Genomic DNA, 21679 nt, shown 5'->3' with positions numbered 1-21679 from the left:
CTTCGCCGTATATATCTGTACCGGTAAATTCTGCGTCGAAAATAGCATAACGCTAAATATGAACGTTACAATTATAGATACTTTCGCGACAGCGTCTTGCGTAAACGTATCTGTTTACAGTATATCTAATCTCATATATGTCAGGCGATAGTGTTCGGCTTCGTTTCCGGCTCTCAGCTCTCGTCGCGTTCGTCGTCGCTCTCCGCATCGTGACGGCTGTTCCAGGCCTGCCGGGCAGTGTCACGAACGGATGCCGGGAACGACTGTTCGAACGCGACTCGCGGGGCGATGTAGGAATCCTCCCAGCGGGGGTCCCAGGCCGCGTTCACGTACAACCGAGAGCCGGTTTCCCCGTCCTGCCGATATCGTGGCCGCTTCGCTGCCGGCGCGGCCGATTCGCTGAAGATCCAGTCTCGAGACGGATGCGCTTTCACCCAGATGTCGCCGAGGACGCGCCCGAGGTCCCGCGGCGAGACGTCCTCGTCGACGATAACGACGGTATCGAACAGCGACGAGAACGTAAAGAGAATATTGGCGAGTTGCCACTCGAAGCCGGCATAGAGAACGTCCGTGGCGACGAAACAGATTCCGAGTTCGGTCTCCGCCGGCAACAGTACCCACTCGACGGGCGAGATCCCCCAATAATCGTTGACTCGGTGGTACAGCGACGCTGCCGCCGAGAGTCCGGTGAGTTGTACGTCGTCCGCGAGCGGCCGTCCGACGGGGGCAAACGGGAGTACCGGGTCGTCGGTCGCGATCACTCGCTCGATCGAGAGAGCCAACGGCGTGCTCGCGACGACGTGCTCCCACGCCTCCTGCCGGTCCGACTGGAAGTCGGGGTGTCGATCCTCGACCGTCGTCTCGATGACCAGTTCCGTCGCACTCGGGACGAGACCGCCGTTCGTCGGGACGAGCGGGACGTTGTCCGCGACGCCGCAATCCTGCACCGGGTGTTCGATACGGCCCGTTACGGCGATCAGATAGGCGGTCGTGATCGCCGCCGGCGGCACGCCGAGGGCGATCGAAAGCGTCCCGCCGTCGTCCAGCAGTGACGAGACCGCGGCGGGCGTGGACACGCCGAGCGTGTCGTCGCTGATGACGGACCCGTAGATCGGTGCCCAGTGCGATCCGTCGGCCGTCGAGACCGACACGACTCCCAGGGTCAGGGAGGGCCAGACGTCGTCGGTGCCCTGCGGCAACTGCAGTTCCTGGACGCCGTCGACGGTGCGTGACGCGGCCTGTCCCGCGTACGTCGGTTCCACACCGTCGGCAGGCCCAAGGGCCGTGATCGTATCCAACAAGGCGACGAACGGCGCGTCGGGATCGAGTCCGAGACCCAAGGCGAGTCGCGACCACGGGTGGGAGTCCCGCCGCCGCATCTGATCGGGACCGCTGAACGTCCCGCTGGCGAGGTCGACGCCGTCGGCTCGTTCGTATCGGAGCGCCGGCCCGCTCGCGCGGAGCGCTTCCGCCGCGACCACGTCTACGGGGACGTCGTCAGGCGCGTCGAGGGTCACGAGGTCACCGTCGCCCGCCAATCCCCGCAGGTATTGTGTGAACGGGATCATCGCGACTCACCGGTTCGCTCCTCGAGGAGGTCGAACGGCGCCGGCGAGACGCCCGCGTCGACGAGGCGTTGTTGCGCTCGCTTTCGCAGCGACTCGTCTTCGGGTCCGTCCTCCGCCGGCCGGTCGCTGGTCGCGTCGATGTACGCCTTCGCGGTCTTGGCTTTCGAGGTTCCGACGTCGGCGCTGCCCTTCTCGTCGGGGGTCTGGTAGATGTTGAGGGGTACTTTCGGCATCCGCTCGACGCCGAACTGGTGAAAGTCCGTGTCCGGATCGGCCTCGAGCGCGATCGCCGTCAGTACGGCCCGCGGGTCGAGCGGGTCGGTGTCGGCGTCAACGAACACGAAGAAATCGATGTGAAGCATCCCCCAGGTCGTAAACACGAAGTTCGCCAGTTCGTGGAGGGCGCCCGGATAGGGACGGTCCGTCGCGATGACCCAGACGGTCCGAGACGTAAAGCGCCATGGGACGGCCATCGTGACGTCGAAGCCGGCCGCCCGAAGGCCGAGGGTCGCGTCGGGGCCGGCCGCAGCGGTCTGGAGCGTGCTGGTTGAATTCTGGCCGTATCCGACCCCGGTTCCTTCGACGCAAAACGGCACCCGCGGCTCGGTGCGGCGGGTTATCGCGTCGACCGCGAACACCGGCATGGACCGCCGCGGCCCGTTCATGTATCCGAAGTAATCGCCGAACGGCCCCTCGTCGAGTCGCTCGCCCGGAAGCACCCGGCCCTCGAGGACGAGTTCCGCCGTCGCCGGGACGTAGAGGTCGTTCGTCTCGCACGCGACGAGGTCGACGGGGCCGTCTTTCAAGCCGCCCGCGAAGGCCGCTTCGCTCCGACCCGTCGGAATCCACATTTCCGTGCTGCACTGGACGGCCGGTTCGGCACCGAGGACGACCGCGACCGGCATCGGTTCCTCGCGCGGTTCGTAGTCGTAGTAGTAGAGGTTCGGGGCCTGTTCGCCCGCCAGAAACAACAGGCTAGCGAGGTCGTCGTCGTGGATCATCATCCGTTGGTTCGACCAGTGTCCCCACTGGGTCTCCGGGTCCGGCGCGACGACGGTGTGGAGGTTGGAATAGCGCCCGCCATCGCCCTGATGGAGATACGGCCAGGGGATCGACAACAGATCGACATCCGCCCCAGTATCGACGACGTCCTTACAGGGGGCTGCGTCGCGGTCGACGACCCGCGGCTCCCGGGGTGATCGGAGCCGATCCACGACTGCCTCGTAGTACGCCGCACCGGACAGCCCGGACGACAGCCCGAACGCCTGGGCGAGGTGGTCCCACGGCCGACACCGCGGACCGCGATACGGATCGCCGACGAGCGACGCGTCGATCGCGGTCTCCCCGACCGACTCGAAGACCGGTACCTCCCCGTCCGAGCGATTGGCAAGCGTCGTGATCGCACTCACCTCGAGATCCCATGATCTGTCGTCGCTGAACGAGACGAGAGCAGCCGCGTCGTCGAGGGACTGGAGGAACCCCCGGAACGACGGCCCCGTCATGACTCGTGCTCCGAGCGGGCGCGTCGGAGCGGATCGTCCTCGAACTCCGTCCGAACGTTCTCGTATGCGTCCAGCAAGGCGGGGTGATTCTCCGCGAGGTACTGAAACGAGAGTTCCCGAAGAGCCTCGGCGGTTGAATCGTACTGCCCCGATTCGACGAGATACCGCAACACCACTTTGAGATCGTCGGATCGCGTGTTGACGATGTTCGAAGTCGTTTCTTGATCGCTCGCGAGCCGACGAAGGAGGTCCTCGTTGATCCCCGCCGAATCGATCTCGTCGATGAGTTCGATATAGCGCTCCTTGCTGACGTTTTCGTGTGGTCCAGCGACGACGGTCAGCGGGGACGGATCGGTGAGATCGTCGGGTTCGCGAGCGATCCGAACTCGAGCCTCGAAGATTCGTTTCGTCTCCGCATCGGTTATCTGGAGTGTCGTTTCTGTGCGCTCTTCGTCGGGCAGATGCTCCTCTGCTGTAATGTAGTGGTTCGACATGGCCTCCACGTTGTCGTTTCCGCGGCCCGCGTCTCGTGGTTGCACGAGCCAGTATGGATCTCTATTCTCGTTGTCCCCCTAAAGAGGATAGGGCATTCGACCGCGGAATCGGCTCCCGTCCGATCCCACCTCCAGTGACTACGCCGGAATAACCGGGTGATCGGCCGACCTAGAACACGACGGTACGTGGGATAAAAATATGGCCACAGCCCGAATAGGGACCGATATATGCCGGCCAATAAGACTGACAAGACGGACGACGACGAAACGGAGCGATCGTGGCTCGACCGACTCATCGACCTCGTATGGATTCTGCCGTAACCGTACGCCACGCCAAGTCGCCGCGCACGTCGGTCACCCGATCCGATGCCAGCGGGACGCGTCGTGTTCATCGCGGGGGGTAGCGATCATTTGATCAGTCTCCCCAAAAGTGATCAAGAGTGATGGATCAGGAAATCTATTTCGTATGTGATCACTTTAGATTCGTGTCGATTTCTACGTATTCCGGCTCGAGGTCGGACTCCGTGACGATGGAATACCGACGTAAAAACGATACTGGACCAACGAAAAGAACGGCGGCTGTCACCCGCTGTGATCTCGCTACTGAACCTAAAGTCGGCAACAACGGCTGTTTTAGCTGGTTTGGATTGTCGACCCGGTTCTCCTAGCTGATCGCAATGGCAGCCGGTTCGGTCCCACTGTCGGCCGGTTCTCTCCTCCATTCCCGAATCGGTGAGTGTACCCGCTCGAGACGAACCTCTTTGGAATGGATATTGTAACTAGAACCGACTATTTGTCAAAAGGCGAGATGCTCGCTCCGGTTTCGAGTCGTGTTTGCTGCCACACCGACGGCAGTGAGTCACCGCTCGGAACTGCCGACCGGAACTGTCGGCAAAAGTTTACACACATACGAATGTAACTCCAGGCCGAATGGAGACACACGGATGAGAGCACGGGCGTATCCGACTCTCTCGAAACGAACTGTCTCCCTAAACCCGGTACCGCGGCTACTCCGTCCGAGGGGTTCCCGTATCGACGCTGTTACTCGTTCCGACAGTGCCGAATACCGCACTTATCGGCTGTAAGTGCCTGCTACCGGCCGATTCATCGTCTACTACCGGTTCTTCGCTCGAGATCCGTTTCGAGTATTTCGAAACGACATATCCCCACCAGTTCGGTAGGGACTGTCCGCTCAGTACGTTCGGAAGCGATGCGTGGTCGTTCGGTGGGCTCACCCGCTGCTGCCGTTTTTTCAGTGCCATCACCGAACCCACTACCTCGAACTCCCTCTCCTCTGCGCGAGGCGATCCTCGAAGAAGTCTTCGGCAGAGCCGAATGTTTACTACGGCTGCGACGAAACGGTCACGTAATGACGGGCACATCGAACCGGTCGGTCGAACGGGCGTTCAGGATCGTCGACGAACTCGCGGAAAACGGGAGCGGGCGGGTCTCGGAGTTGGCGGAGCGCCTCGATATGCCCGTCAGTACCGTCCACAACTATCTCCAGGCGCTCGTCTCGACGGGCTACGTCACCGTCGAGGACAAGGAATACGCGACGACCACACGGTTTCTCGAGGTCGGACATCGACAGCGCCACCGGCTGGAAGTGTTCAAGGCCGTCAGCGACGAACTCCAGGACATCGCGGCGGAGACGGGCGAACACGTCACGCTGCTGGTCGAGGAAAACGACCAGTGCGTGATCGTCGCGGTGCAGGAAGGGCCCGACGCCGTCAATCTGTTCGCATACCCCGGAGCCCGAATGCCGCTTCACGCGGCAGCCCCCGGGAAAGCGATCCTCGCACACATGCCCGACGACCGCGTTCGGGAGATCATCGACCGACAGGGCCTCGTCGAAATGACGAAGCGTACGATCACGGACCCCGACGTGCTCTTCGAGCAACTCGAGCGGATCAGCGAACAGGGGTACGCCGTCGACGAGGGCGAACGAATCGCGGGCATGGTCTGTATCTCCGCGCCGGTCCTCGACAAGGGAGACCGCATCCGCGGTGCGATCTGCGTGTGTGGTCCCCAGAGCCGTATCGACGAGGCGAGGCGCGAGGAGATCGCCGAGATCGTCCAGCGGGCGGCGAACGTGACACAGGTCAACCTCGATTACGTCTGATCGGGACCGGCCACACGTGTCGCCGTCCGTCCGGAGCCGGACGCGGATTCCGAAGCCGCCGCGGCCGACCGCGACCCGCGATGCCGACGGCGACCGCCAACAGCCTATCGGCCGACGAAGTCGGGTTCGTCGTCGCCGAAGAACGCCTCGAGTCCGCGTTCGTAGTCGTCCGTCCGCGTCGCGCCCGCGATTTCGTCCGTCTCCGCCGCGAGCTGGCGCTCGAGCGAGCGGTCGTAGCTGTCAGTTAGTAGTCGCGTCGTCGTCCCGAACGCGTGGGTCGGTCCGTCGGCCAGTTCGGCGGCCACGTCGGCCAGCCGGTCGTCGAATTCGTCGGCGGGAACGACCTCGGTTGCCAGCCCCAGTTCGCGTGCCTCCTCGGGTCCGATGGGCTCGTCTCGGAGGACGATCTCCTTGGCGGTCCGGAGACCGACCAGTCGCGGCAGGAAGAACGTCGCGCCGCCGTCGCCGGTCAGTCCGATGCCCGGATACGCGAACGTGAGCGTCGCGTCCTCGCCGAGGACGAGCAGGTCGGGGAACAGCGTGAGACTGAACCCGATCCCGGCGGCGATCCCGTTGACGCCACCGACGACCGGCGTTTTCGCCCGGTGGAACTGGACGATCGCTTCGTGGGCCCGCCCGGCTAGCTCCCGGATGTGTGCTGCATCGGAGCCGTCACCCGACAGGGCGGTGAGATCGGCTCCCGAGCCGAAGAAGTCGCCCGCGTGCGTGAGCACGATACACCGCGTGTCCGGGTCCTCGCCGAGGGTCGTCGCCACCGAAACCAGTTCGTTCGCCATCTCGAGAGTCAGCGCGTTTCGACCGGCCGTGCTATCGAGCGTGACCGTTGCAACGCCGTCGTCGTGATCGATCGAGAGGTTGTCGTATGCGACCATCGATCGGGCGTTTGCGGCCGTCTCGCTTAACGGTTTGCGCTTTGCTTCGGACCCGGCCGGTCCTCGGAAAGCCGATCTAGACCGCGTCGGTCAGATCGAGGGGGTCGTCGACGAACAGTTGCGGCTCCATCTCCGCGAGGTCGTCGGCCACGAGCGGCTCGAAGCCCATCTCGTCGCTGACATCGGTCTCAGGGTCGAGACCGGGCGCGATCTCGGTGAGGACGAGGCCGTCGGCGGTGAGTTCGAAAACGGCGCGTTCGGTCACGTAGACGACCGGCTGCTCGGTTTCGACGGCGTACTCGCCGCTGAAGGTGATCTGCTCGACCGACTCGACGAACTTCGGGCTCGTTCCCTCGCATTCGATCGCGAGCGTGCCGTCTCCGGTCGCGATCTCGAGACCGTCGGTCGTCAGGGTGCCACAGAAGACGACCTTGTCGGCGTTCTGGGTGATATTGATGAACCCGCCACAGCCGGGCAGTTGCGAGCCGAACCGGCTGACGTTGATGTTGCCCGCGGCGTCCGCCTGTGCCATGCCCAGGAAGCCGATGTCGAGTCCGCCGCCGTCGTAGAAATCGAACTGCTGGGGCGAGGAAACGAGCGCCTGGTGGTTGACCGCGGTTCCGAAGCTGATCCCGCCGGACGCGGCACCGCCGATCGGCCCCGACTCGACGGTTTGGGTGATTTCGTCGGCGACGCCGCCGTCAGCCGCGACGGCCGGCACGAGTTCCGGGACGCCGACCCCGAGGTTGATAACCGAATCCGTCTCGAGTTCCATCGCGGCCCGGCGGGCGATAATCGTCCGCGCGTCGAGCGGGAGCGGCTCGCGCTGGTCGTCGCTCGGCCGCTTGATCTCGCCGCTGTAGGCGGGATTGTAGGCTTCCGCGTACGTTTGCTGGTGATGGCTCGGCGGCGCTTCGACGACGGAATCGACCAGGACGCCGGGGACGGCCACGTCGCGTGCGGTGAGCGTGCCTGACTCCGTGACACGCTCGACCTGTGCGATCACCGTCCCGCCGGAGTTGTGGGCGGCCTGAGCCATCGCCAGCACGTTCGAGTCGAGCGCTTCCCGTTCCATGGTGACGTTCCCGTCTTCGTCGGCCGTCGTCCCCCGGATGATCGCCACGTCGATCGGCACCGAGTGATAGAACAAATACTCCTCGCCGTCGACGGTCATGAGTTCGACGATGTCCTCGTCGGTGACCTCGTTAGCCTTCGCGCCGTCCTGGCGCGGATCGACGAACGTCCCAAGCCCGACGTGGCTGATCGTGCCGGGTTTGCCCGCGGCGGTGTCGCGGAGCATATGATCCATCACACCGAAGGGGAGGTTGTAGGCCTCGATCTCGTTGTCGACGATCCGTTCCATCAGGTCAGGTGTAAAGCCCCAATGGCTCGCGATCGTCCGCTCGAGCATCCCGTCCTGAACGAGGTGTGACAGGCCACGCCCCTGTCGGTCGCCCTCCGCGGCGGGATGATACAGGGTGAGCGAGCCGGGCTGGCCGGTTTCGGCGTATCGCTCGCCGAGCGCTTCGAGGACGTACTCGGGGAGTCCGACGGCGACGAAGCCGCCGATGCCGACCGTATCGCCGTCGTCGATGCGTTCGATAGCCGCCTCTCTGGACTGACGAACTGTCATACCTACCCCTCGCGAGAGGCGCTATTTTTAGTTACCTATCTCCGGCTCTCGGGCCGCCGCATCGATCGAGAGCACCGGTCACGGAGTCGTACGCTCGAGACGCGGGCAATCCACCGTCGCTGTCGAGCACCGAGCGGAGACGACCGGCTGTCGCTCGACCGGACGGCTCGGGACGGCGACCAGCGGAATCGTGCGCTTTACTATCCCGCTCACGAAAGTCCACGTATGGAGTTGACGAACGAACAGCGACTCATCCGGGACACGGTTCGAGAGTTCGTCGAGACCGACGTTCTCGAGGGGATCGACGAGCACGACGCGGACCAGACCTTTCCGGAAGACGTCTGGGACGGGCTCGCGGAGCTCGATCTGACCGGGCTGACGGTTCCCGAGGAGTACGGCGGGTTCGACGCCGACGAAGTGACGTACAGCATCGTCAACGAAGAACTGGGGCGGGGACACCTGGCGGTCGCGACGGCCCTGTCAGTCCACTGTCTGGCGACTTCGTGTATCCGCCAGTTCGGAACGCAGGAGCACAAAGACGAGTGGCTACCCGAGATGGTCGACGGCCGCCCGGTCGGTGCCTTCGCGCTGTCCGAGCCCGATGCCGGCTCGAACCCGGCGGAGATGAGCACCGAGGCCCGACTCGAGGACGGCGAGTACGTCATCAACGGGAAGAAACAGTGGATCACGAACGGCAAGCGGGCGGGCGTCGTCGTCCTGTTCGCGAAGACCGATCGCGACGATCCCGACACCGTGACGCAGTTCCTGGTGCCAAAGGATACGCCGGGGCTGGAAGTCGGCAAGAAGGAGGACAAACTCGGACTGCGCGCCAGCGACACGACGACGCTGCTCTTCGACGACGTACGCATCCCCGAAGAGAACCGACTGACGGAGGTCGGCGACGGACTGAAGGCCGCGTTCTCGATCCTGACCGGCGGTCGGATCGCGATCGCCAGCCAGGCCGTCGGGGTCGCCCAGGCCGCCCTCGACGCCGCCGTGAGCTACGCCAACGAACGCGAACAGTTCGGGGAGCCGATCATCGAGCATCAGGCCATCGCCCACAAACTCGCGGACATGCAGACCGACGTACAGGCCGCACGGCTGCTGACCCGCGACGCCGCCCGAAAGAACGACGACGGGCTCGACCCACAGGCGGCAAGCATGGCCAAGTACTTCGCGAGCGAGACGGCAGTCGACGTCGCGAACGAGGCGGTGCAGGTCCACGGCGGCTACGGCTACACCAAGGACTTCGACGTCGAACGCTACTACCGTGACGCCAAGATCACCACGATCTACGAGGGGACGTCGGAAATACAGAAGGAAGTCATCTCACGGCACCTGTCGGAGTAGCGTTACTCGTACTCGTAGAATCCGACGCCCGTTTTCTTGCCGAGGTCGCCGGCCTCGACCTTCCGTTTGAGGAGATAGGCTGGCTTGTACCGGTCGCCGAGTTCCTCGTGGAGCGTCTCGGACGCGTGGAGACAGACGTCGAGTCCGATGTGATCCGCCAGCGTCAGCGGTCCCATCGGGACGTTCGTGCCCAGTTCCATCCCCGTATCGATGTCCTCCTTGGAGGCGACACCCTCGTCGTAGGCCCGAATTCCTTCGTTGATCCACGGCATCAGGATGCGGTTCGTGACGAAGCCGGGCTTGTCGTCGGCTTCCCACGTCGTCTTCCCCAACGCTTCGGCGAACGTGTGTGCCAGGTCGGTGACCTCGTCGGTCGTCTTCTCGCCGACGACGATCTCGACGCCCTCCATGATCGGCACCGGGTTCATGAAGTGCAGGCCGACGACGGCGTCCGGCCGCTCGGTCGCGCTCGCGATCGACGTGATCGAGAGCGTGCTCGTGTTCGTCGCGAGGACGGCGTCGTCGCGACAGATCTCGTCGAGGTCGGCGAACACGTCGCGCTTGATCTCGAGGTCCTCGAGAGCCGCCTCGACCACGATGTCACAGTCAGCGAGGTCGTCGAGGACGGTCGTGCCGGTGATCCGATCGCGAACGTCGGCGGCGTCCGCGTCGGTCAGTTGGTCCCTGGCGACGAGCCGCTCGAGACTGTCCGCGATCGTTTCGAAGCCGTTGTCGACGTACTCCTGTTCGATATCGCGCATCACGACGTCGTAGCCCGCGGTTGCGGCGACCTGTGCGATACCACTGCCCATCGTCCCCGCGCCGACGACGCCGACGCGGTCGATCGTCTCTAGCTGTGGAGCCATCGTTCCGTGATGCTCGGACGGTCATAGTAAAGCTCCCGACTCTCATCAGCGGCGACGCCTGTGGTCGCCCGTCGTTGAACCGAACGCGACGGCCGACGATCACGTGCTATCCGGCCGAGTGAGGCGACACCATGCCCCTATAACCCGTGTTTGTGCTGCTCTTTCTCGCGGAGTTCGACGCGACGGATCTTCCCGCTCGAGGTCTTGGGGAGTTCCGCGGTGAACTCGATCCGGCGGGGGTACTTGTAGGGAGCCGTCTCTTCCTTCATGAACGTCTGGAGGTCGTCTTTCAGTTCCGGACTCCTCTCGTAGCCGTCGGCGAGGATCACGTAGGCTTTGACGACGCTGCCGCGCTCCTCGTGTGGGCTGTCGACGACGGCGGCCTCGGCGACGGCGTCGTGGCTGACGAGCGCGTCCTCGACCTCGAAGGGGCCGATACGATAGCCCGACGAGATGATGATGTCGTCGGCCCGACCCTCGAAGAAGAAGTAGCCGTCCTCGTCGCGGGAGGCGAGGTCGCCCGTCCGATAGTAGTCGCCGGAGAGTTTCGCCTCGTCGAGTTGGGGCTTCTCGTAGTAGCCATCGAAGATCGCCGGCGACTCGACCGGGACGGCGATCTCACCGATTTCGCCCGTCTCGACTTCCTTGTCGTCGTCGACGTCGATGATCGTCGCGCCGACGCCCGGCGTCGGCTTGCCCATACTCCCGGGCTTGATATCGATCCCGGGATAGTTCGTCACCAGGGCGACGGTCTCGGTCTGTCCGTAGCCGTCACGCGGGGTGACGCCCCAGGCGTCTCGAATGCGCTCGATCGGTTCGCGATTGAGCGGTTCGCCCGCCGAGAGCGTATCGTCGAGATCGACGTCGTAGCGCTCGAGGTCGGCGTTGGCGAGCATCCGATACTGGGTCGGAACGGCACAGAGCTTGGTGACGCCCTCCGACGCCAACAGTTCGAGGAAGGTGTCGGGCTCGAACTCGCCGTCGTAGATGAGTTGCGTCGCGCCGGTCGTCAAGCCGACGCCGACCGGGCTCCAGAACCACTTGGCCCAGCCGGTCCCGGTCGTCGCCCACAGCAGTTCGTCCTCGAGATCGGTTTCCTCGTCGATCCCCCACCAGTAGGGCGCGTTGATCCGATTGAAACAGTACTGCCAGCGGTGTTTGTGCAAGACCGGCTTCGGCTGGCCGGTCGTCCCGCTGGTGTAGTTGATCGACATCGGATCGTCGGCGGAGAGGTCGGGACCGTCGTACTCGGCCGACCGGCCGTCGATCACCGATCGGAACGTCGTCCACCGGTCGCCGTCGCCGCCCCCATCGCCGTCGAGAACGATCACCCGCTCGAGGGGGGTCTCCGCGAGGATCGGTTCGACCATGTCGGTCAGCGACTCGTGGACGACGATCGTCGACGCGTTACAGTCGGTCGCGCGGAATTCGATGTCCTTCGAGCGGAGCATCGACGAGCAGGGAACCAGCAGGGACCCGGTCGCGAGAGCGCCGAGTTGGACGGCGAACGCGTCGGGATGTCGCGGGAAGAGGTGCATGACGCGGTCGCCGGGCCCGACGCCGAGTGCCTCGAGTCCGTTCGCGAATCGGTTCATGCCGTCGCGGAGGGCGGCGTACGTCCGCTCCTCGCGGGTCCCGTCCTCGTCGAGGAAGCGGACGGCGACGCGGTCGCCGAACGATTCGGCGTGGTCGGCAACGACTGAGGGAATCGCGTACGATTCCGGAACGTCCCATTCGAAGCTCCCGACTGCATCCTTGTAATCTACTCCCATGGGTGGTCAATCATACCATACCGTCTTTAGTGTTTTGTCGGTCCCGATCGCATTGCTGGAACGGACCCGCTCTTGGCACGGTTCGACCGCCGAAACCGCCGCTCGGTGATCGGGAGGGGCTCGATCCGAGCGGGCGGTAGCGACTCCCGCCACCACCGGGGCCGGGTCACGCGATCGACAGCAAGACTTTAGAACACTGGCAGAGATATTCACACTCATGTTTGACACTCAAGAGCTCGACGATATCCGCGAGCGGCGAGCGGAGTGGAAAGCGGAAACGCTCGAGCCGACGCTCGACGCTCACGGCGAGCGAAAGGAACGGTTCGCGACGGTTTCGAACCACGAGGTCGACCGGCTCTACACGCCGGCGGACATCGCCGATCTCGATTTCGACGACGATCTCGGGTTCCCCGGCGAACCGCCGTACACGCGCGGTCCGTACCCGACTATGTACCGCGGGCGAACGTGGACGATGCGCCAGTTCGCCGGCTTCGGCACCGCCGAGGAGACCAACGAGCGGTTTCACTACCTGATCGACGAGGGCCAGACGGGGCTCTCGACGGCGTTCGACATGCCCTCGCTGATGGGGCTGGATTCGGATCACCCGATGAGCGAGGGCGAGGTCGGGAAGGAGGGCGTCGCCGTCGACACGCTCCGGGACATGGAGATCCTCTTCGACGGGATCGACATCGGCGCGGTTTCCACGTCGTTTACCATCAACCCCTCCGCGGCGGTCATCTACGCGATGTACATCGCACTGGCCGACCAGCAAGGCGTCCCGCGCGAGGAGGTCCGAGGGACGCTCCAGAACGACATGCTCAAGGAGTTCATCGCCCAGCGGGAGTGGATGATCCCGCCGGAGCCGTCGCTGGATATCGTCACCGACACCATCGAGTTCGCCACCGACGAAACGCCGCGGTTCCACCCCGTCTCCATCTCGGGCTATCACATTCGCGAAGCGGGCTCGACCGCCGTCCAGGAGGCGGCGTTCACGCTCGCCGACGGCTTCGCCTACGTCGAGGACTGCCTCGATCGAGGGCTCGAGATCGACGAGTTCGCGCCGCTGCTCTCGTTTTTCTTTAACTGTCACAACTCCATCTTCGAGGAGATCGCGAAGTTCCGCGCCGCGCGGCGCGTCTACGCTCGCGTGATGGAGGACTGGTACGGCGCAGCGGCCGACGAATCGAAACGGCTCAAGTTCCACACCCAGACCGCGGGGCAGTCACTGACCGCCCAGCAGCCCCTGAACAACATCGCTCGGGTAACGATCCAGGCACTGGCCGGCGTCCTCGGGGGGACCCAGTCGCTACACACCAACAGTTTTGACGAGGCGCTCGCGCTCCCGAGCGAGAAAGCCGTCCGCGTCGCCTTGCGCACCCAGCAGATCATCGCCGAGGAGTCCGGCGCGGCCGACATCGTCGATCCGATGGGCGGGAGCTTCGCCGTCGAAACGCTTACGAACGAACTCGAGGCGGAGATCATGACGTATCTCGAGGAGATCAAGGAGATCGGCGACGGCTCGATGCGAGACGGCGTTCTCGACGGCATCGAACAGGGCTACTTCCACCACGAAATCGGCGAGGCGAGCTACGAATACCAGCAACGCGTCGAACGCGGCGAGGAGGTCGTCGTCGGCGTCAACGAGTACACCATCGCGGAGGATACCTCCCCGGAGATCCTCGAAGTCGACGAGACGACGCGCGAGCGCCAACTCGCGCGGCTCGAGGAGGTACGAGCGGAACGCGACGACGAGGCGGTCGACGCGACGCTCGAGGCGTTGTCGGACGCGATCGACCGCGACGAGAACGTCATGCCGTTCATCATCGACGCGGTGAAAGCGTACGCATCGATGGGCGAGATCATGGACGTGTTCGAGGAGCACCACGGATCATACCAGGAGAACATCACGCCCGTCTAACGCTCGACGGCGGCCCTGTGACGACCGACGGACACGAGGCGGTGCTTTCGTAGGCTTTGTCAGAAAATAATTAGTTATGTAGGCAGCGGGGCCGTCATGGCCCGCTATCAGTCAGTTTCACATCACGATCAATAGATATTGTCGTTGCGAAGAATATACAAGAATGGTGGATCGCCGCGATCATCCGACCGCGTTCCCCGTATGAGTGCTGCCCGCTACGAGGCCCGTTCGATCGACTCGGCTACGTTAACCGAAATACGGTAGTGGGAGACCTCATCGTAGAGAGCGTGCCGGTTCCGTTCTCAGTTCGCGAGTGGGACAGTGGACGAGCGGACAGTCGGTCGCCACCATCACTCTTGCACAGAACCAACACAAAGGCAACACAGAGCACCCGTCTAGTCGCTCAGCCGACAAACGATACCGATGGGATTGAGTTAGACGATATCCGTGTCGAGAGGCTAGTAAATAACCGGTCGACTCGAGGCAGAGTGCGGACTGAACAGGGACGACTGCCCTAGCGCCGATGGTCGTAGACGCGTTTGACTTTCCCGGTTTCAGTCCGCTCGATACTGCCGGGATCGGCGATCGTGAGTCGATCCGGGGTAAACGAGAGAACGTTCGAGAGCCGACGCAGGATTCGATCGTGGAGGTCGTCGAGATCGGTCGTCGCCTCCGGTTCCCGTTCGACGGTGAGTGTCATCCGATCGAGGTTGTTCTCGCGATCGATATCGATTCGGTAAAACGGTGCGATCTCCTCGAACTCGAGGACGACGGCCTCCACTTCGCTGGGGTACAGGTTGATCCCACGAACGATCAGGAGATCATCCGCGCGCCCGGTGACGTTGTCCATTCTGACCATCGTTCGACCGCAGTCACAGGTGTCGTAATTCAGCGTCGTCAGATCACCCGTTCGATACCGGAGAACCGGTAGCGCCTCTTTCGTCAGGGTCGTCAAGACGAGTTCGCCCTCCTCACCCTCTTCGAGAGGATCGCCCGTTTTCGGGTCAACGACTTCGGGATAAAAGTGATCCTCCCAGATGTGGAGGCCGTCCTGGGCCTCGTGACACTCCATCGAAACGCCGGGGCCGATGATCTCCGACAGTCCGTAGATGTCGACGCCCGTAACGTCGAGGCGCTCTTCGATCTCCTCCCGCATGGGGTCCGTACACGGTTCCGCCCCGAAAATGACCGTCTCGAGCGGGAGGTCGCGAACGTCGACGCCCATCTCCCGAGCGGTCTCGGCCAGATAGAGCGAGTACGACGGCGTGCAACTGAGCGCATCGCTTTCCAGATCCTGAAGCAACTCGACTTGTCGCTGTGTCTGCCCGCCACCGATCGGAATGACCGTCGCCCCGAGTTTTTCCGCACCGTAGTGGAGCCCGAGGCCGCCGGTGAACAGGCCGTATCCGTACCCGTTTTGTAGCGTCTCGCCCGGTTGGACACCCGCCGCACGGAGCGAACGAGCGACCACCTCACTCCAGATCTCGATGTCGGTGTCCGTGTACCCGACGATTTTCGGCTTCCCGGTCGTCCCGGAGGAGGCGTGTATTCGCTGGAGGTCGCTCTCGTCGACGGCGAACAACCCATCCGGATACGCCGTCCGGAAGTCCGCTTTCGTGGTCATCGGAATCATGGGGAGATCATCGACCCCGTCGATCGCAGCCGGATCGACGCCAGCCTCGTCGAATGCCGTCCGATACAGTTCGACGTTTTCGTACGCGTATGCAACCGTCTCTCGCAGTCGTTTGTCCTGTAGCGCGCGGAGTTCGTCCCGCGACAGGGACTCGTGACTGCTCTCGATTGGCGTTCGTGATTGTGACATGAGTGGCGATCGTGTTCCCGGTAGTCCCGTGAATGCGTCTCGAGTTACCATACCGTACACATCCACTTATCACACAACCCCAATATATGGGAGCTATAAGTATTCCACCGCCAGTACGACCGGGACGGCCGCTCGGAGCCGGGGACGAAACGGCTCGAGCGGGCGGTCGTCGCGTGACCCATACGTTTTTATCATTCGACCTGACATACCCGACATGGACCAGCTCCCGGGAGTAGCCGAGCAACGGCTCATCGATACGCACGCTCATCAGCCGACGGCGGAGTTCCTGGAAGAAGCCGGCGGAAAGATGATGCAAGACGCGGCTCGAAAGTTCGGCACCGACCTCGAGACGTGGGGATACGAGGAAATGCGGGCGGAATACGCCGACGCGGGCATCGGCCGCGCCGTGTTGTTGGGCTGGGACGCCGAGACGAATACCGGGAATCCGCCCGTTCCAAACGACTACGTCGCCGAAGTTCGGGACGAATATCCCGACTTTTTCATCGGATTCGGCAGCGTCGATCCGCTCAAAGACGACTGCGTGGAAGAAGCGATCCGGTGCGTCGAAGACCTCGATCTCTCCGGCTTCAAATTTCAACAGATCGCACAGGGGTTCGATCCGTCCGCTCCCGAGTACGAGGACCTGTGGGCGACGATCGAAGACCTCGGAGTCCCGGTCGTCTTCCACGGCGGGAACTCGACGCTCGGTGCGTGTTCGGCGGGCGGACGCGGGTTGAAGGTCAAACACGGGAATCCGCTGCTCATCGACGATATCGCCGCCGAGCATCCGGACCTCGAGATCCTGATCGCACATCCGGCGTTCCCGTGGGAAGCGGAGCAACTCGCGGTCTGTCAACAGAAGGGGAACGTCTATATGGATCTCTCGGGGTGGCTGCCGAAGTACATCGACGAGCAAGTACTGCAGTATGCAGGTTCGGTCCTCAGTGACAAGGTCATGTTCGGGACGGACTACCCGATGATCCACCCGGACGAGTGGCTCGAGTCCTTCGCCGCTCATACCGACTACGATGAGGCGACCCAGCAGCGACTGCTCTTCGAGAACGCGGAGGCATTTTTCGGCCTCTAGACCCCCACTGGTTACTCGTCGGTCACGTGGGTCGTCTCCTCGACGACCATTCGCGGTCCCGCACCGACGTCGATGAATTCGGCAGCGTCATCCATGACGTCCGTTCCAACATCCGAGGCGAACGCCTCGTTCATCGCTTCGATGCTCTCGAAAGAGAGGTTGAGAACCCCGTCGTACTCGGCCTCGTCCGGCTCCGTCGGTACTGACGTGCTGTAGCGTTTCAGTCCGGGGAGTTGCGACGCGATCGCCACGTGCTCTCCTCGCCAGCGATCGACGAACTCCTCGTGGGTGTAGCCGTCCGCTCTGATGAGGACATCGACTACGGTTATCATACACGTCAGCTCACATGGTCCGACGACTTTGCTCTATCGGTGGGACTGGATCTCACTGCCCGTTCGAACGGTGGGTCCGGAAACTGTGTCCGACGGGGTCGAGTCGGCTGCAAACACGCGAACCGATGTCCATTGGCTGCGGACGGAGCACTAGCCGAAAAGATCCCTGAACAGGGCGGCCTGCGCTCGGCGAAGTCGCTCGAGAAACGCCGACTTGCTAATGCCGATCGCATCGGCGACGTCGCTCGCATCCGCCTCTCGAGGGACGGTGAAGTAATTCAGTTCCAGCGCGTACTGGATACTCTCGACCTGGCTGGGTGTGAGATCCCATCGACTGGCGACCGGTTCATCGTCCTCGCCGTGGAGTTGATAGATGCGTTCCAACCGAACGCCGACCGTTTCGCCGGCGGTTTCCATGACGCCGTCGAGGACGTCCCGACCGACGACCGCCCCGGTTAACAGCGCTTCGCCGGCCCGGTACTCGATGGTGTCGACCAGCAGGCCGGCGCTGATGAGTTGGTGAATAATACAGGGCTGTTTCGACAGACAGCGGAAGTTATCCCGGTTCTCCGTTCGCGATCGGTGGAGGTACCGGATTCGCCCGTCGCCGTCGAGCGTTTCGGCGAGTTCGTCGTGCGGCGAGGCACTGAACTGCAAAAGCACGTTCCCATCGCTTCGCAACTGCGGTGGCTGGGCGACGATATCCGTCCCCGTCACCCGCGTCGCCTCCGCGAGCGGGCAGTCGTCACCCGTGATACGGAACTCGACGATCAGACAGTCGCTGATCATTACGCGTCGATACGGCGGATCGTCGTATAAATCCCCGACATACGCGGGTCAACCGGTAAGGTACCATACGACGATGTATCGCGTATGGACCTCGAGACAGTCATGGAACGGGCAGGCCCCAGGGAGTTCGGGCCGGGGGACGAACTCCCGGAGAAGTATCGCAAAGCCGCGACTCGAATGATCCAATTTCACGCGAACAGCGAGGTCATGGGCGGGTACCTCGACAAGACGTTTACGCGAAAGGCGCCCTCGCTCGATCGGAAACTGGCGAACACGGCGAAAGTGCAGGACGAAATCGGCCACGCACAACTGCTCTATCGCGCTGCCGAGACGCTGGGCGTGAAAACTCGAGCGGAGATGCTCGATGAACTCGCGACCGGTGATGGGAAGTTCCTGAACTGCTTTCACTATCCCGTCGATTCGTGGTACGAGGCACCGATGATCGACTTCTTCGTCGATGGTGGTGCGATGCGTCGGCAGGCGACGCTGAAGTCGACCAGTTGGACGCCGTACGCACATGCGATGGATAAGGTCTGTTTCGAGGAGGGGTTCCACGTGAAACACGGCGAGTCGATCCTTCGGGAACTCATGAACGGCTCCAAGGCGACCCAAGAGCGCATGCAGGAGACGTTCGACGTGTGGTGGCCGCGCATCCTCCAGTTCTTCGGTCCGACGAACGACGAGAGCGTACACGACGACTTCGCCCAGGCCGTCGGCCTCAAAACGGCGACGAACGACGAACTCCGGACGTCGTTCCTCAATATGTATATCCCCAAGGCTGAAAAGTACGGGTTGGAGATTCCGGAGTATCCCCGTATTTACGAGCGGGACGACGGAACGATGGCCGTTCGTGAGGACGACCTCGACTGGGAGGAGTTCTGGACCATCTCGAGGAACGAATACGAGGGCTCGAAGGAACAGATCGGCTCGCGTCGTCGCCGGCAGGACGCGGTCGAATGGGTACGCGAGTCGCTTGAGACGTGGGAGTCCAGTACCGGACCGGCCCCACAAGCGGCCGACTAAAACCGATGATTTGGGAAGTATTCAGACAGGAGGAACCGGGCGACTCCCACGAACACGTCGGCAACGTCCACGCACCGGATCGCGAAATGGCCACGCTGTTCGCCCGGATTCAACACGCCCGACGAATGCAAACGAACTCCCTCTGGGTCACGCCGCGGGACGAGATCGGAGAGGTGACCGCCGAAGACGCCGCGTTCGGCGGTCGAACCGACAAGTCATACCGATGGGCAATGACGTACAACGACATCGACGCCTCGTTCGCCGAGGAAGTCGCTGACAGTGAGTCCGAACAACGCGAAGCGGCCCGCAAGCGCCGGGAGGCGCTCCGGGAGGAGGAGAACGAAGCATGAGCGAGACACCGCGACCCGACGCCATCGACAGACGGGACCTCTCCGCCGAACAGCAGGCCGCGGTCGAGGAGTTGCTCTTCCGACTGGCCGACGACGAATTCGTCCACGCCGAGCGCCTGACCGAGTGGCAGATTTACGCCCCGACCCTCGAGTCGGACCTCGCGATCGCCAACATCGCACAGGACGAGTTCGGTCACGCTCGCCTGTGGTACGACCTGCTCAAGCAACTCGGGTACACGGAGCCGGAGTGTATCTGGGAGCGGGACCCGACCGAGTGGACCCACAGTCTACTCGTGGAACGCCCCTTCGATGCGGGCAACTGGGGCGATGCCGTTCTCCGCGGCTATCTCTACGACGTTGCCGAACGGATCCGACTCAAGGCGGTAGCCGACACGAGCTACGCACCGCTGGCGGATCGCGTCGGGAAAGCGCTCGAGGAAGAGGCGTACCATCGGGAACACGCCACCAACTGGTTGGAGCGGCTGACTGCGGACGACGACGGGCAGGCTCGGATGCAGGACGCGCTCGACGACCTCTTTCCCGCTGCGCTGTCGCTGTTCGATCCCGGACCGCGCGAGGACGATATCGTCGCGTTCGGGTTCCGGACCGAATCGCTCGCGGCGATGCGTACCGAGTGGCTCGAAACGATCGGGCCGTCGCTGGAAGCGCTGGGGCTGGCCGTCCCCGACCCTGACGAGGTGGCACGACCGAACGGTCGCGGTCGCTATGGGACGCACACCAATGCGTGGCACGACCTCTACGACGAGTTCACGGCGACGTATCGCGAGGTCGATTTCGAAACGCCTGTCGAACTCCGCGCGACGGAGGAATGACGATGCCGACGAACGCACCGACGGATTCCGAGGCCTGCACCTTCACCGACTTCAGCGATGGGGACCCCTCCAGCGAGTATCCCAAAACCGGATCGGAGGCGGACGGCATCGAAGCCGAGGTCTGGAAGGCCCTCTACGAAGTCGAGGACCCCGAAATGCCCGTCAGTATCGTCGATCTCGGTCTGATTTACGACATCGATGTCGCGGACAGTCGCTGTGACGTGGCGATGACGCTCACCTACACGGGCTGTCCCGCTCGAGAGATGCTGCTGAACGACGTGAAATGTGCGGCCGAAACGGTCCCGGAGGTCGACGAGGCGACCGTCGAACTTCGGTACACGCCGGAATGGAACGTGAGCATGGTAACCGAAGAAGGCAGAGACAGCCTTCGGGACTTCGGACTTAGCGTATGACGGAGAACGATCCGAGCACGACGACGACCGGTGAGACCGACGCACGGTGTCCCTACTGCGGGTCGACGGAGACGAGACGCGACCATCCCAAGGGACCCTCGCTCTGTCGATCGATGCACTTCTGCGAGAACTGCCAGCAGCCGTTCGAGAAGTTCGCCTGAGCGCGTTCCGCTACTGCTTCGTTTTGATCAGGAACTTCATATCGCCCTGGAAGACGACGGTTCCGTCTTGATTGGTCATCTCCGTGTCGAGCACGACCAGCCCGACGTCGTCGCGGTCCCCGATTTCCTTTTTCTCGTCGACGACGATCTCGAGCGAGATCGTATCGCCGATGTGGACCGGTTCGGGCAGGTCCATGTAGTTCATTCCGAGGAAGGCGTAGGCCGTTCGTTCGACGATACCCGTTCGGTAGACGAACCCCGTCGCATGAACGAACGTCATCGGACCGTGTGCGATGCGCTCGTCGAAGTCCTGCTCCGCTGCGTACTCCTTGTTCGTGTGGAGTTCCGTCCAGTCACCACTCAGCGCCGAGTGCATCACGAAATCCGATTCGGTGACGGTCCGTCCGACGCTTACGAACTCCTGACCCGGCTCGAAGTCTTCGAAGTGATGTGGCTCGTAACTATAGGCCATGATCGTAGTACCGAAGCATCACGTAAATAAGTTGCTTCGGTTGAACGACGTCGGTTCCGGCGGTCGAGGGAGGCAAGCGGTAGCTACGGAACGTGGATTGCAGGCGACGGGATCGCTCTGCCGGATCGTGACGAGGCGTCGTCGGGAGCGTCGTAACTGGTACGGTATCACGACCCACTATTAAAACCACGATATGTCGTGGAGAGAGTATAACCTACTCGGCCGTCTATTCGGAATTGAACGACGCACGGCCGACACCACAGGTCGGCGAGCCGTCGG

Annotated in this window: 20 protein-coding genes; 9 read left to right on the top strand and 11 right to left on the bottom strand. The window is 63.0% G+C overall.

What is annotated here, in order from left to right:
- Nucleotides 1–173: 173 nt before the first annotated feature.
- The 3 genes from ALTAJ2_RS16735 to ALTAJ2_RS16725 are packed head-to-tail and all read right to left on the bottom strand — an operon-like array spanning nucleotide 174 to nucleotide 3564.
- Entirely contained in the window at nucleotides 174–1568 is a 1395-nt protein-coding gene (locus ALTAJ2_RS16735) for a UbiD family decarboxylase (protein ID WP_007107450.1), read from the bottom strand.
- On the bottom strand, nucleotides 1565–3070 hold the full coding sequence (locus ALTAJ2_RS16730; protein ID WP_007107451.1) for a UbiD family decarboxylase: 1506 nt from the start codon (nucleotides 3068–3070) through the stop codon (nucleotides 1565–1567). The genes ALTAJ2_RS16735 and ALTAJ2_RS16730 overlap by 4 nt, the downstream gene beginning before the upstream one ends.
- Nucleotides 3067–3564, bottom strand: coding sequence for a hypothetical protein (locus ALTAJ2_RS16725; protein WP_007107452.1), 498 nt, complete (start codon nucleotides 3562–3564; stop codon nucleotides 3067–3069). The genes ALTAJ2_RS16730 and ALTAJ2_RS16725 overlap by 4 nt, the downstream gene beginning before the upstream one ends.
- Nucleotides 3565–4933: 1369 nt before the next feature.
- On the opposite strand from ALTAJ2_RS16725, the gene ALTAJ2_RS16720 reads away from it, so the two are divergent.
- A complete protein-coding gene (locus tag ALTAJ2_RS16720; RefSeq protein ID WP_007107453.1) occupies nucleotides 4934–5686 on the top strand; it encodes an IclR family transcriptional regulator in 753 nt (250 codons plus the stop codon).
- Between the two features lie 104 nt (nucleotides 5687–5790).
- On the opposite strand, the gene ALTAJ2_RS16715 is transcribed toward ALTAJ2_RS16720, so the two are convergent.
- On the bottom strand, nucleotides 5791–6579 hold the full coding sequence (locus ALTAJ2_RS16715) for an enoyl-CoA hydratase/isomerase family protein (RefSeq protein WP_007107454.1): 789 nt from the start codon (nucleotides 6577–6579) through the stop codon (nucleotides 5791–5793).
- A gap of 76 nt (nucleotides 6580–6655) precedes the next feature.
- On the bottom strand, nucleotides 6656–8212 hold the full coding sequence (locus ALTAJ2_RS16710; protein WP_007107455.1) for an acyl CoA:acetate/3-ketoacid CoA transferase: 1557 nt from the start codon (nucleotides 8210–8212) through the stop codon (nucleotides 6656–6658).
- Nucleotides 8213–8437: 225 nt separating this feature from the next.
- Between ALTAJ2_RS16710 and ALTAJ2_RS16705 the strand changes: the two genes are divergently transcribed.
- Nucleotides 8438–9562: an acyl-CoA dehydrogenase family protein gene (locus ALTAJ2_RS16705; protein WP_007107456.1), complete on the top strand. Its 1125-nt coding sequence runs from the start codon at nucleotides 8438–8440 to the stop codon at nucleotides 9560–9562.
- 2 nt (nucleotides 9563–9564) lie between these two features.
- Here ALTAJ2_RS16705 and ALTAJ2_RS16700 read toward each other — a convergent pair whose 3' ends face one another.
- Together ALTAJ2_RS16700 and ALTAJ2_RS16695 are read right to left on the bottom strand one after the other, a co-directional pair.
- Nucleotides 9565–10428: a 3-hydroxyacyl-CoA dehydrogenase family protein gene (locus tag ALTAJ2_RS16700; protein ID WP_007107457.1), complete on the bottom strand. Its 864-nt coding sequence runs from the start codon at nucleotides 10426–10428 to the stop codon at nucleotides 9565–9567.
- 137 nt (nucleotides 10429–10565) lie between these two features.
- Nucleotides 10566–12200 (bottom strand): acyl-CoA synthetase, encoded by a 1635-nt coding sequence (locus ALTAJ2_RS16695; protein ID WP_007107458.1) that lies wholly within the window; start codon nucleotides 12198–12200, stop codon nucleotides 10566–10568.
- Nucleotides 12201–12417: 217 nt separating this feature from the next.
- Between ALTAJ2_RS16695 and ALTAJ2_RS16690 the strand changes: the two genes are divergently transcribed.
- A complete protein-coding gene (locus tag ALTAJ2_RS16690) occupies nucleotides 12418–14118 on the top strand; it encodes an acyl-CoA mutase large subunit family protein (protein WP_050031489.1) in 1701 nt (566 codons plus the stop codon).
- A gap of 514 nt (nucleotides 14119–14632) precedes the next feature.
- On the opposite strand, the gene paaK is transcribed toward ALTAJ2_RS16690, so the two are convergent.
- Nucleotides 14633–15940, bottom strand: coding sequence for a phenylacetate--CoA ligase PaaK (gene paaK / locus ALTAJ2_RS16685; RefSeq protein WP_007107461.1), 1308 nt, complete (start codon nucleotides 15938–15940; stop codon nucleotides 14633–14635).
- Nucleotides 15941–16154: 214 nt separating this feature from the next.
- Between paaK and ALTAJ2_RS16680 the strand changes: the two genes are divergently transcribed.
- The gene (locus tag ALTAJ2_RS16680) at nucleotides 16155–17027 is read left to right on the top strand and encodes an amidohydrolase family protein (RefSeq protein ID WP_007107462.1); all 873 of its coding nucleotides are present in this window, start codon (nucleotides 16155–16157) and stop codon (nucleotides 17025–17027) included.
- 11 nt (nucleotides 17028–17038) lie between these two features.
- Here the strand turns inward: ALTAJ2_RS16680 and ALTAJ2_RS16675 are convergent, their stop codons facing one another.
- Together ALTAJ2_RS16675 and ALTAJ2_RS16670 are read right to left on the bottom strand one after the other, a co-directional pair.
- Nucleotides 17039–17359, bottom strand: a complete 321-nt coding sequence (locus tag ALTAJ2_RS16675) for an EthD family reductase (protein ID WP_007107463.1) — start codon at nucleotides 17357–17359, stop codon at nucleotides 17039–17041.
- 150 nt (nucleotides 17360–17509) lie between these two features.
- Complete coding sequence (locus ALTAJ2_RS16670) at nucleotides 17510–18148, bottom strand: helix-turn-helix domain-containing protein (protein ID WP_007107464.1); 639 nt, start codon at nucleotides 18146–18148, stop codon at nucleotides 17510–17512.
- Between the two features lie 84 nt (nucleotides 18149–18232).
- On the opposite strand from ALTAJ2_RS16670, the gene ALTAJ2_RS16665 reads away from it, so the two are divergent.
- The 5 genes from ALTAJ2_RS16665 to paaE are packed head-to-tail and all read left to right on the top strand — an operon-like array spanning nucleotide 18233 to nucleotide 20928.
- The gene (locus tag ALTAJ2_RS16665; protein ID WP_007107465.1) at nucleotides 18233–19171 is read left to right on the top strand and encodes a Phenylacetic acid catabolic protein; all 939 of its coding nucleotides are present in this window, start codon (nucleotides 18233–18235) and stop codon (nucleotides 19169–19171) included.
- A gap of 5 nt (nucleotides 19172–19176) precedes the next feature.
- The gene (gene paaB, locus ALTAJ2_RS16660; RefSeq protein WP_007107466.1) at nucleotides 19177–19521 is read left to right on the top strand and encodes a 1,2-phenylacetyl-CoA epoxidase subunit PaaB; all 345 of its coding nucleotides are present in this window, start codon (nucleotides 19177–19179) and stop codon (nucleotides 19519–19521) included.
- Nucleotides 19518–20354 (top strand): 1,2-phenylacetyl-CoA epoxidase subunit PaaC, encoded by an 837-nt coding sequence (paaC, locus tag ALTAJ2_RS16655; RefSeq protein ID WP_007107467.1) that lies wholly within the window; start codon nucleotides 19518–19520, stop codon nucleotides 20352–20354. Before paaB ends, paaC begins: the two co-directional genes overlap by 4 nt.
- Entirely contained in the window at nucleotides 20351–20767 is a 417-nt protein-coding gene (gene paaD, locus ALTAJ2_RS16650; protein ID WP_007107468.1) for a 1,2-phenylacetyl-CoA epoxidase subunit PaaD, read from the top strand. Before paaC ends, paaD begins: the two co-directional genes overlap by 4 nt.
- Nucleotides 20764–20928, top strand: a complete 165-nt coding sequence (paaE, locus tag ALTAJ2_RS19850) for a 1,2-phenylacetyl-CoA epoxidase subunit PaaE (RefSeq protein ID WP_007107469.1) — start codon at nucleotides 20764–20766, stop codon at nucleotides 20926–20928. The genes paaD and paaE overlap by 4 nt, the downstream gene beginning before the upstream one ends.
- Nucleotides 20929–20938: 10 nt before the next feature.
- Here paaE and ALTAJ2_RS16645 read toward each other — a convergent pair whose 3' ends face one another.
- Nucleotides 20939–21400, bottom strand: coding sequence for a MaoC family dehydratase (locus ALTAJ2_RS16645; protein ID WP_007107470.1), 462 nt, complete (start codon nucleotides 21398–21400; stop codon nucleotides 20939–20941).
- Nucleotides 21401–21679: the final 279 nt, after the last annotated feature.

Origin of the sequence: Natrinema altunense, assembly GCF_000731985.1 — an archaeon.
GTDB lineage: Archaea > Halobacteriota > Halobacteria > Halobacteriales > Natrialbaceae > Natrinema > Natrinema altunense.
The sequence above is the reverse complement of the archived record's forward strand: the minus strand, read 5'-3'. Positions and strand labels throughout refer to the sequence as shown.

Coding starts and splice junctions, on each gene's coding strand:
- paaK (WP_007107461.1), bottom strand. CDS start 15,940: ATGTCACAATCACGAACGCCAATCGAGAGCAGTCACGAGTCCCTGTCG.
- ALTAJ2_RS16700 (WP_007107457.1), bottom strand. CDS start 10,428: ATGGCTCCACAGCTAGAGACGATCGACCGCGTCGGCGTCGTCGGCGCG.
- ALTAJ2_RS16730 (WP_007107451.1), bottom strand. CDS start 3,070: ATGACGGGGCCGTCGTTCCGGGGGTTCCTCCAGTCCCTCGACGACGCG.
- ALTAJ2_RS16680 (WP_007107462.1), top strand. CDS start 16,155: ATGGACCAGCTCCCGGGAGTAGCCGAGCAACGGCTCATCGATACGCAC.
- paaB (WP_007107466.1), top strand. CDS start 19,177: ATGATTTGGGAAGTATTCAGACAGGAGGAACCGGGCGACTCCCACGAA.
- ALTAJ2_RS16720 (WP_007107453.1), top strand. CDS start 4,934: ATGACGGGCACATCGAACCGGTCGGTCGAACGGGCGTTCAGGATCGTC.
- ALTAJ2_RS16670 (WP_007107464.1), bottom strand. CDS start 18,148: ATGATCAGCGACTGTCTGATCGTCGAGTTCCGTATCACGGGTGACGAC.
- ALTAJ2_RS16695 (WP_007107458.1), bottom strand. CDS start 12,200: ATGGGAGTAGATTACAAGGATGCAGTCGGGAGCTTCGAATGGGACGTT.
- ALTAJ2_RS16675 (WP_007107463.1), bottom strand. CDS start 17,359: ATGATAACCGTAGTCGATGTCCTCATCAGAGCGGACGGCTACACCCAC.
- paaE (WP_007107469.1), top strand. CDS start 20,764: ATGACGGAGAACGATCCGAGCACGACGACGACCGGTGAGACCGACGCA.
- paaD (WP_007107468.1), top strand. CDS start 20,351: ATGACGATGCCGACGAACGCACCGACGGATTCCGAGGCCTGCACCTTC.
- ALTAJ2_RS16735 (WP_007107450.1), bottom strand. CDS start 1,568: ATGATCCCGTTCACACAATACCTGCGGGGATTGGCGGGCGACGGTGAC.
- paaC (WP_007107467.1), top strand. CDS start 19,518: ATGAGCGAGACACCGCGACCCGACGCCATCGACAGACGGGACCTCTCC.
- ALTAJ2_RS16705 (WP_007107456.1), top strand. CDS start 8,438: ATGGAGTTGACGAACGAACAGCGACTCATCCGGGACACGGTTCGAGAG.
- ALTAJ2_RS16710 (WP_007107455.1), bottom strand. CDS start 8,212: ATGACAGTTCGTCAGTCCAGAGAGGCGGCTATCGAACGCATCGACGAC.
- ALTAJ2_RS16725 (WP_007107452.1), bottom strand. CDS start 3,564: ATGTCGAACCACTACATTACAGCAGAGGAGCATCTGCCCGACGAAGAG.
- ALTAJ2_RS16690 (WP_050031489.1), top strand. CDS start 12,418: ATGTTTGACACTCAAGAGCTCGACGATATCCGCGAGCGGCGAGCGGAG.
- ALTAJ2_RS16665 (WP_007107465.1), top strand. CDS start 18,233: ATGGACCTCGAGACAGTCATGGAACGGGCAGGCCCCAGGGAGTTCGGG.
- ALTAJ2_RS16715 (WP_007107454.1), bottom strand. CDS start 6,579: ATGGTCGCATACGACAACCTCTCGATCGATCACGACGACGGCGTTGCA.
- ALTAJ2_RS16645 (WP_007107470.1), bottom strand. CDS start 21,400: ATGGCCTATAGTTACGAGCCACATCACTTCGAAGACTTCGAGCCGGGT.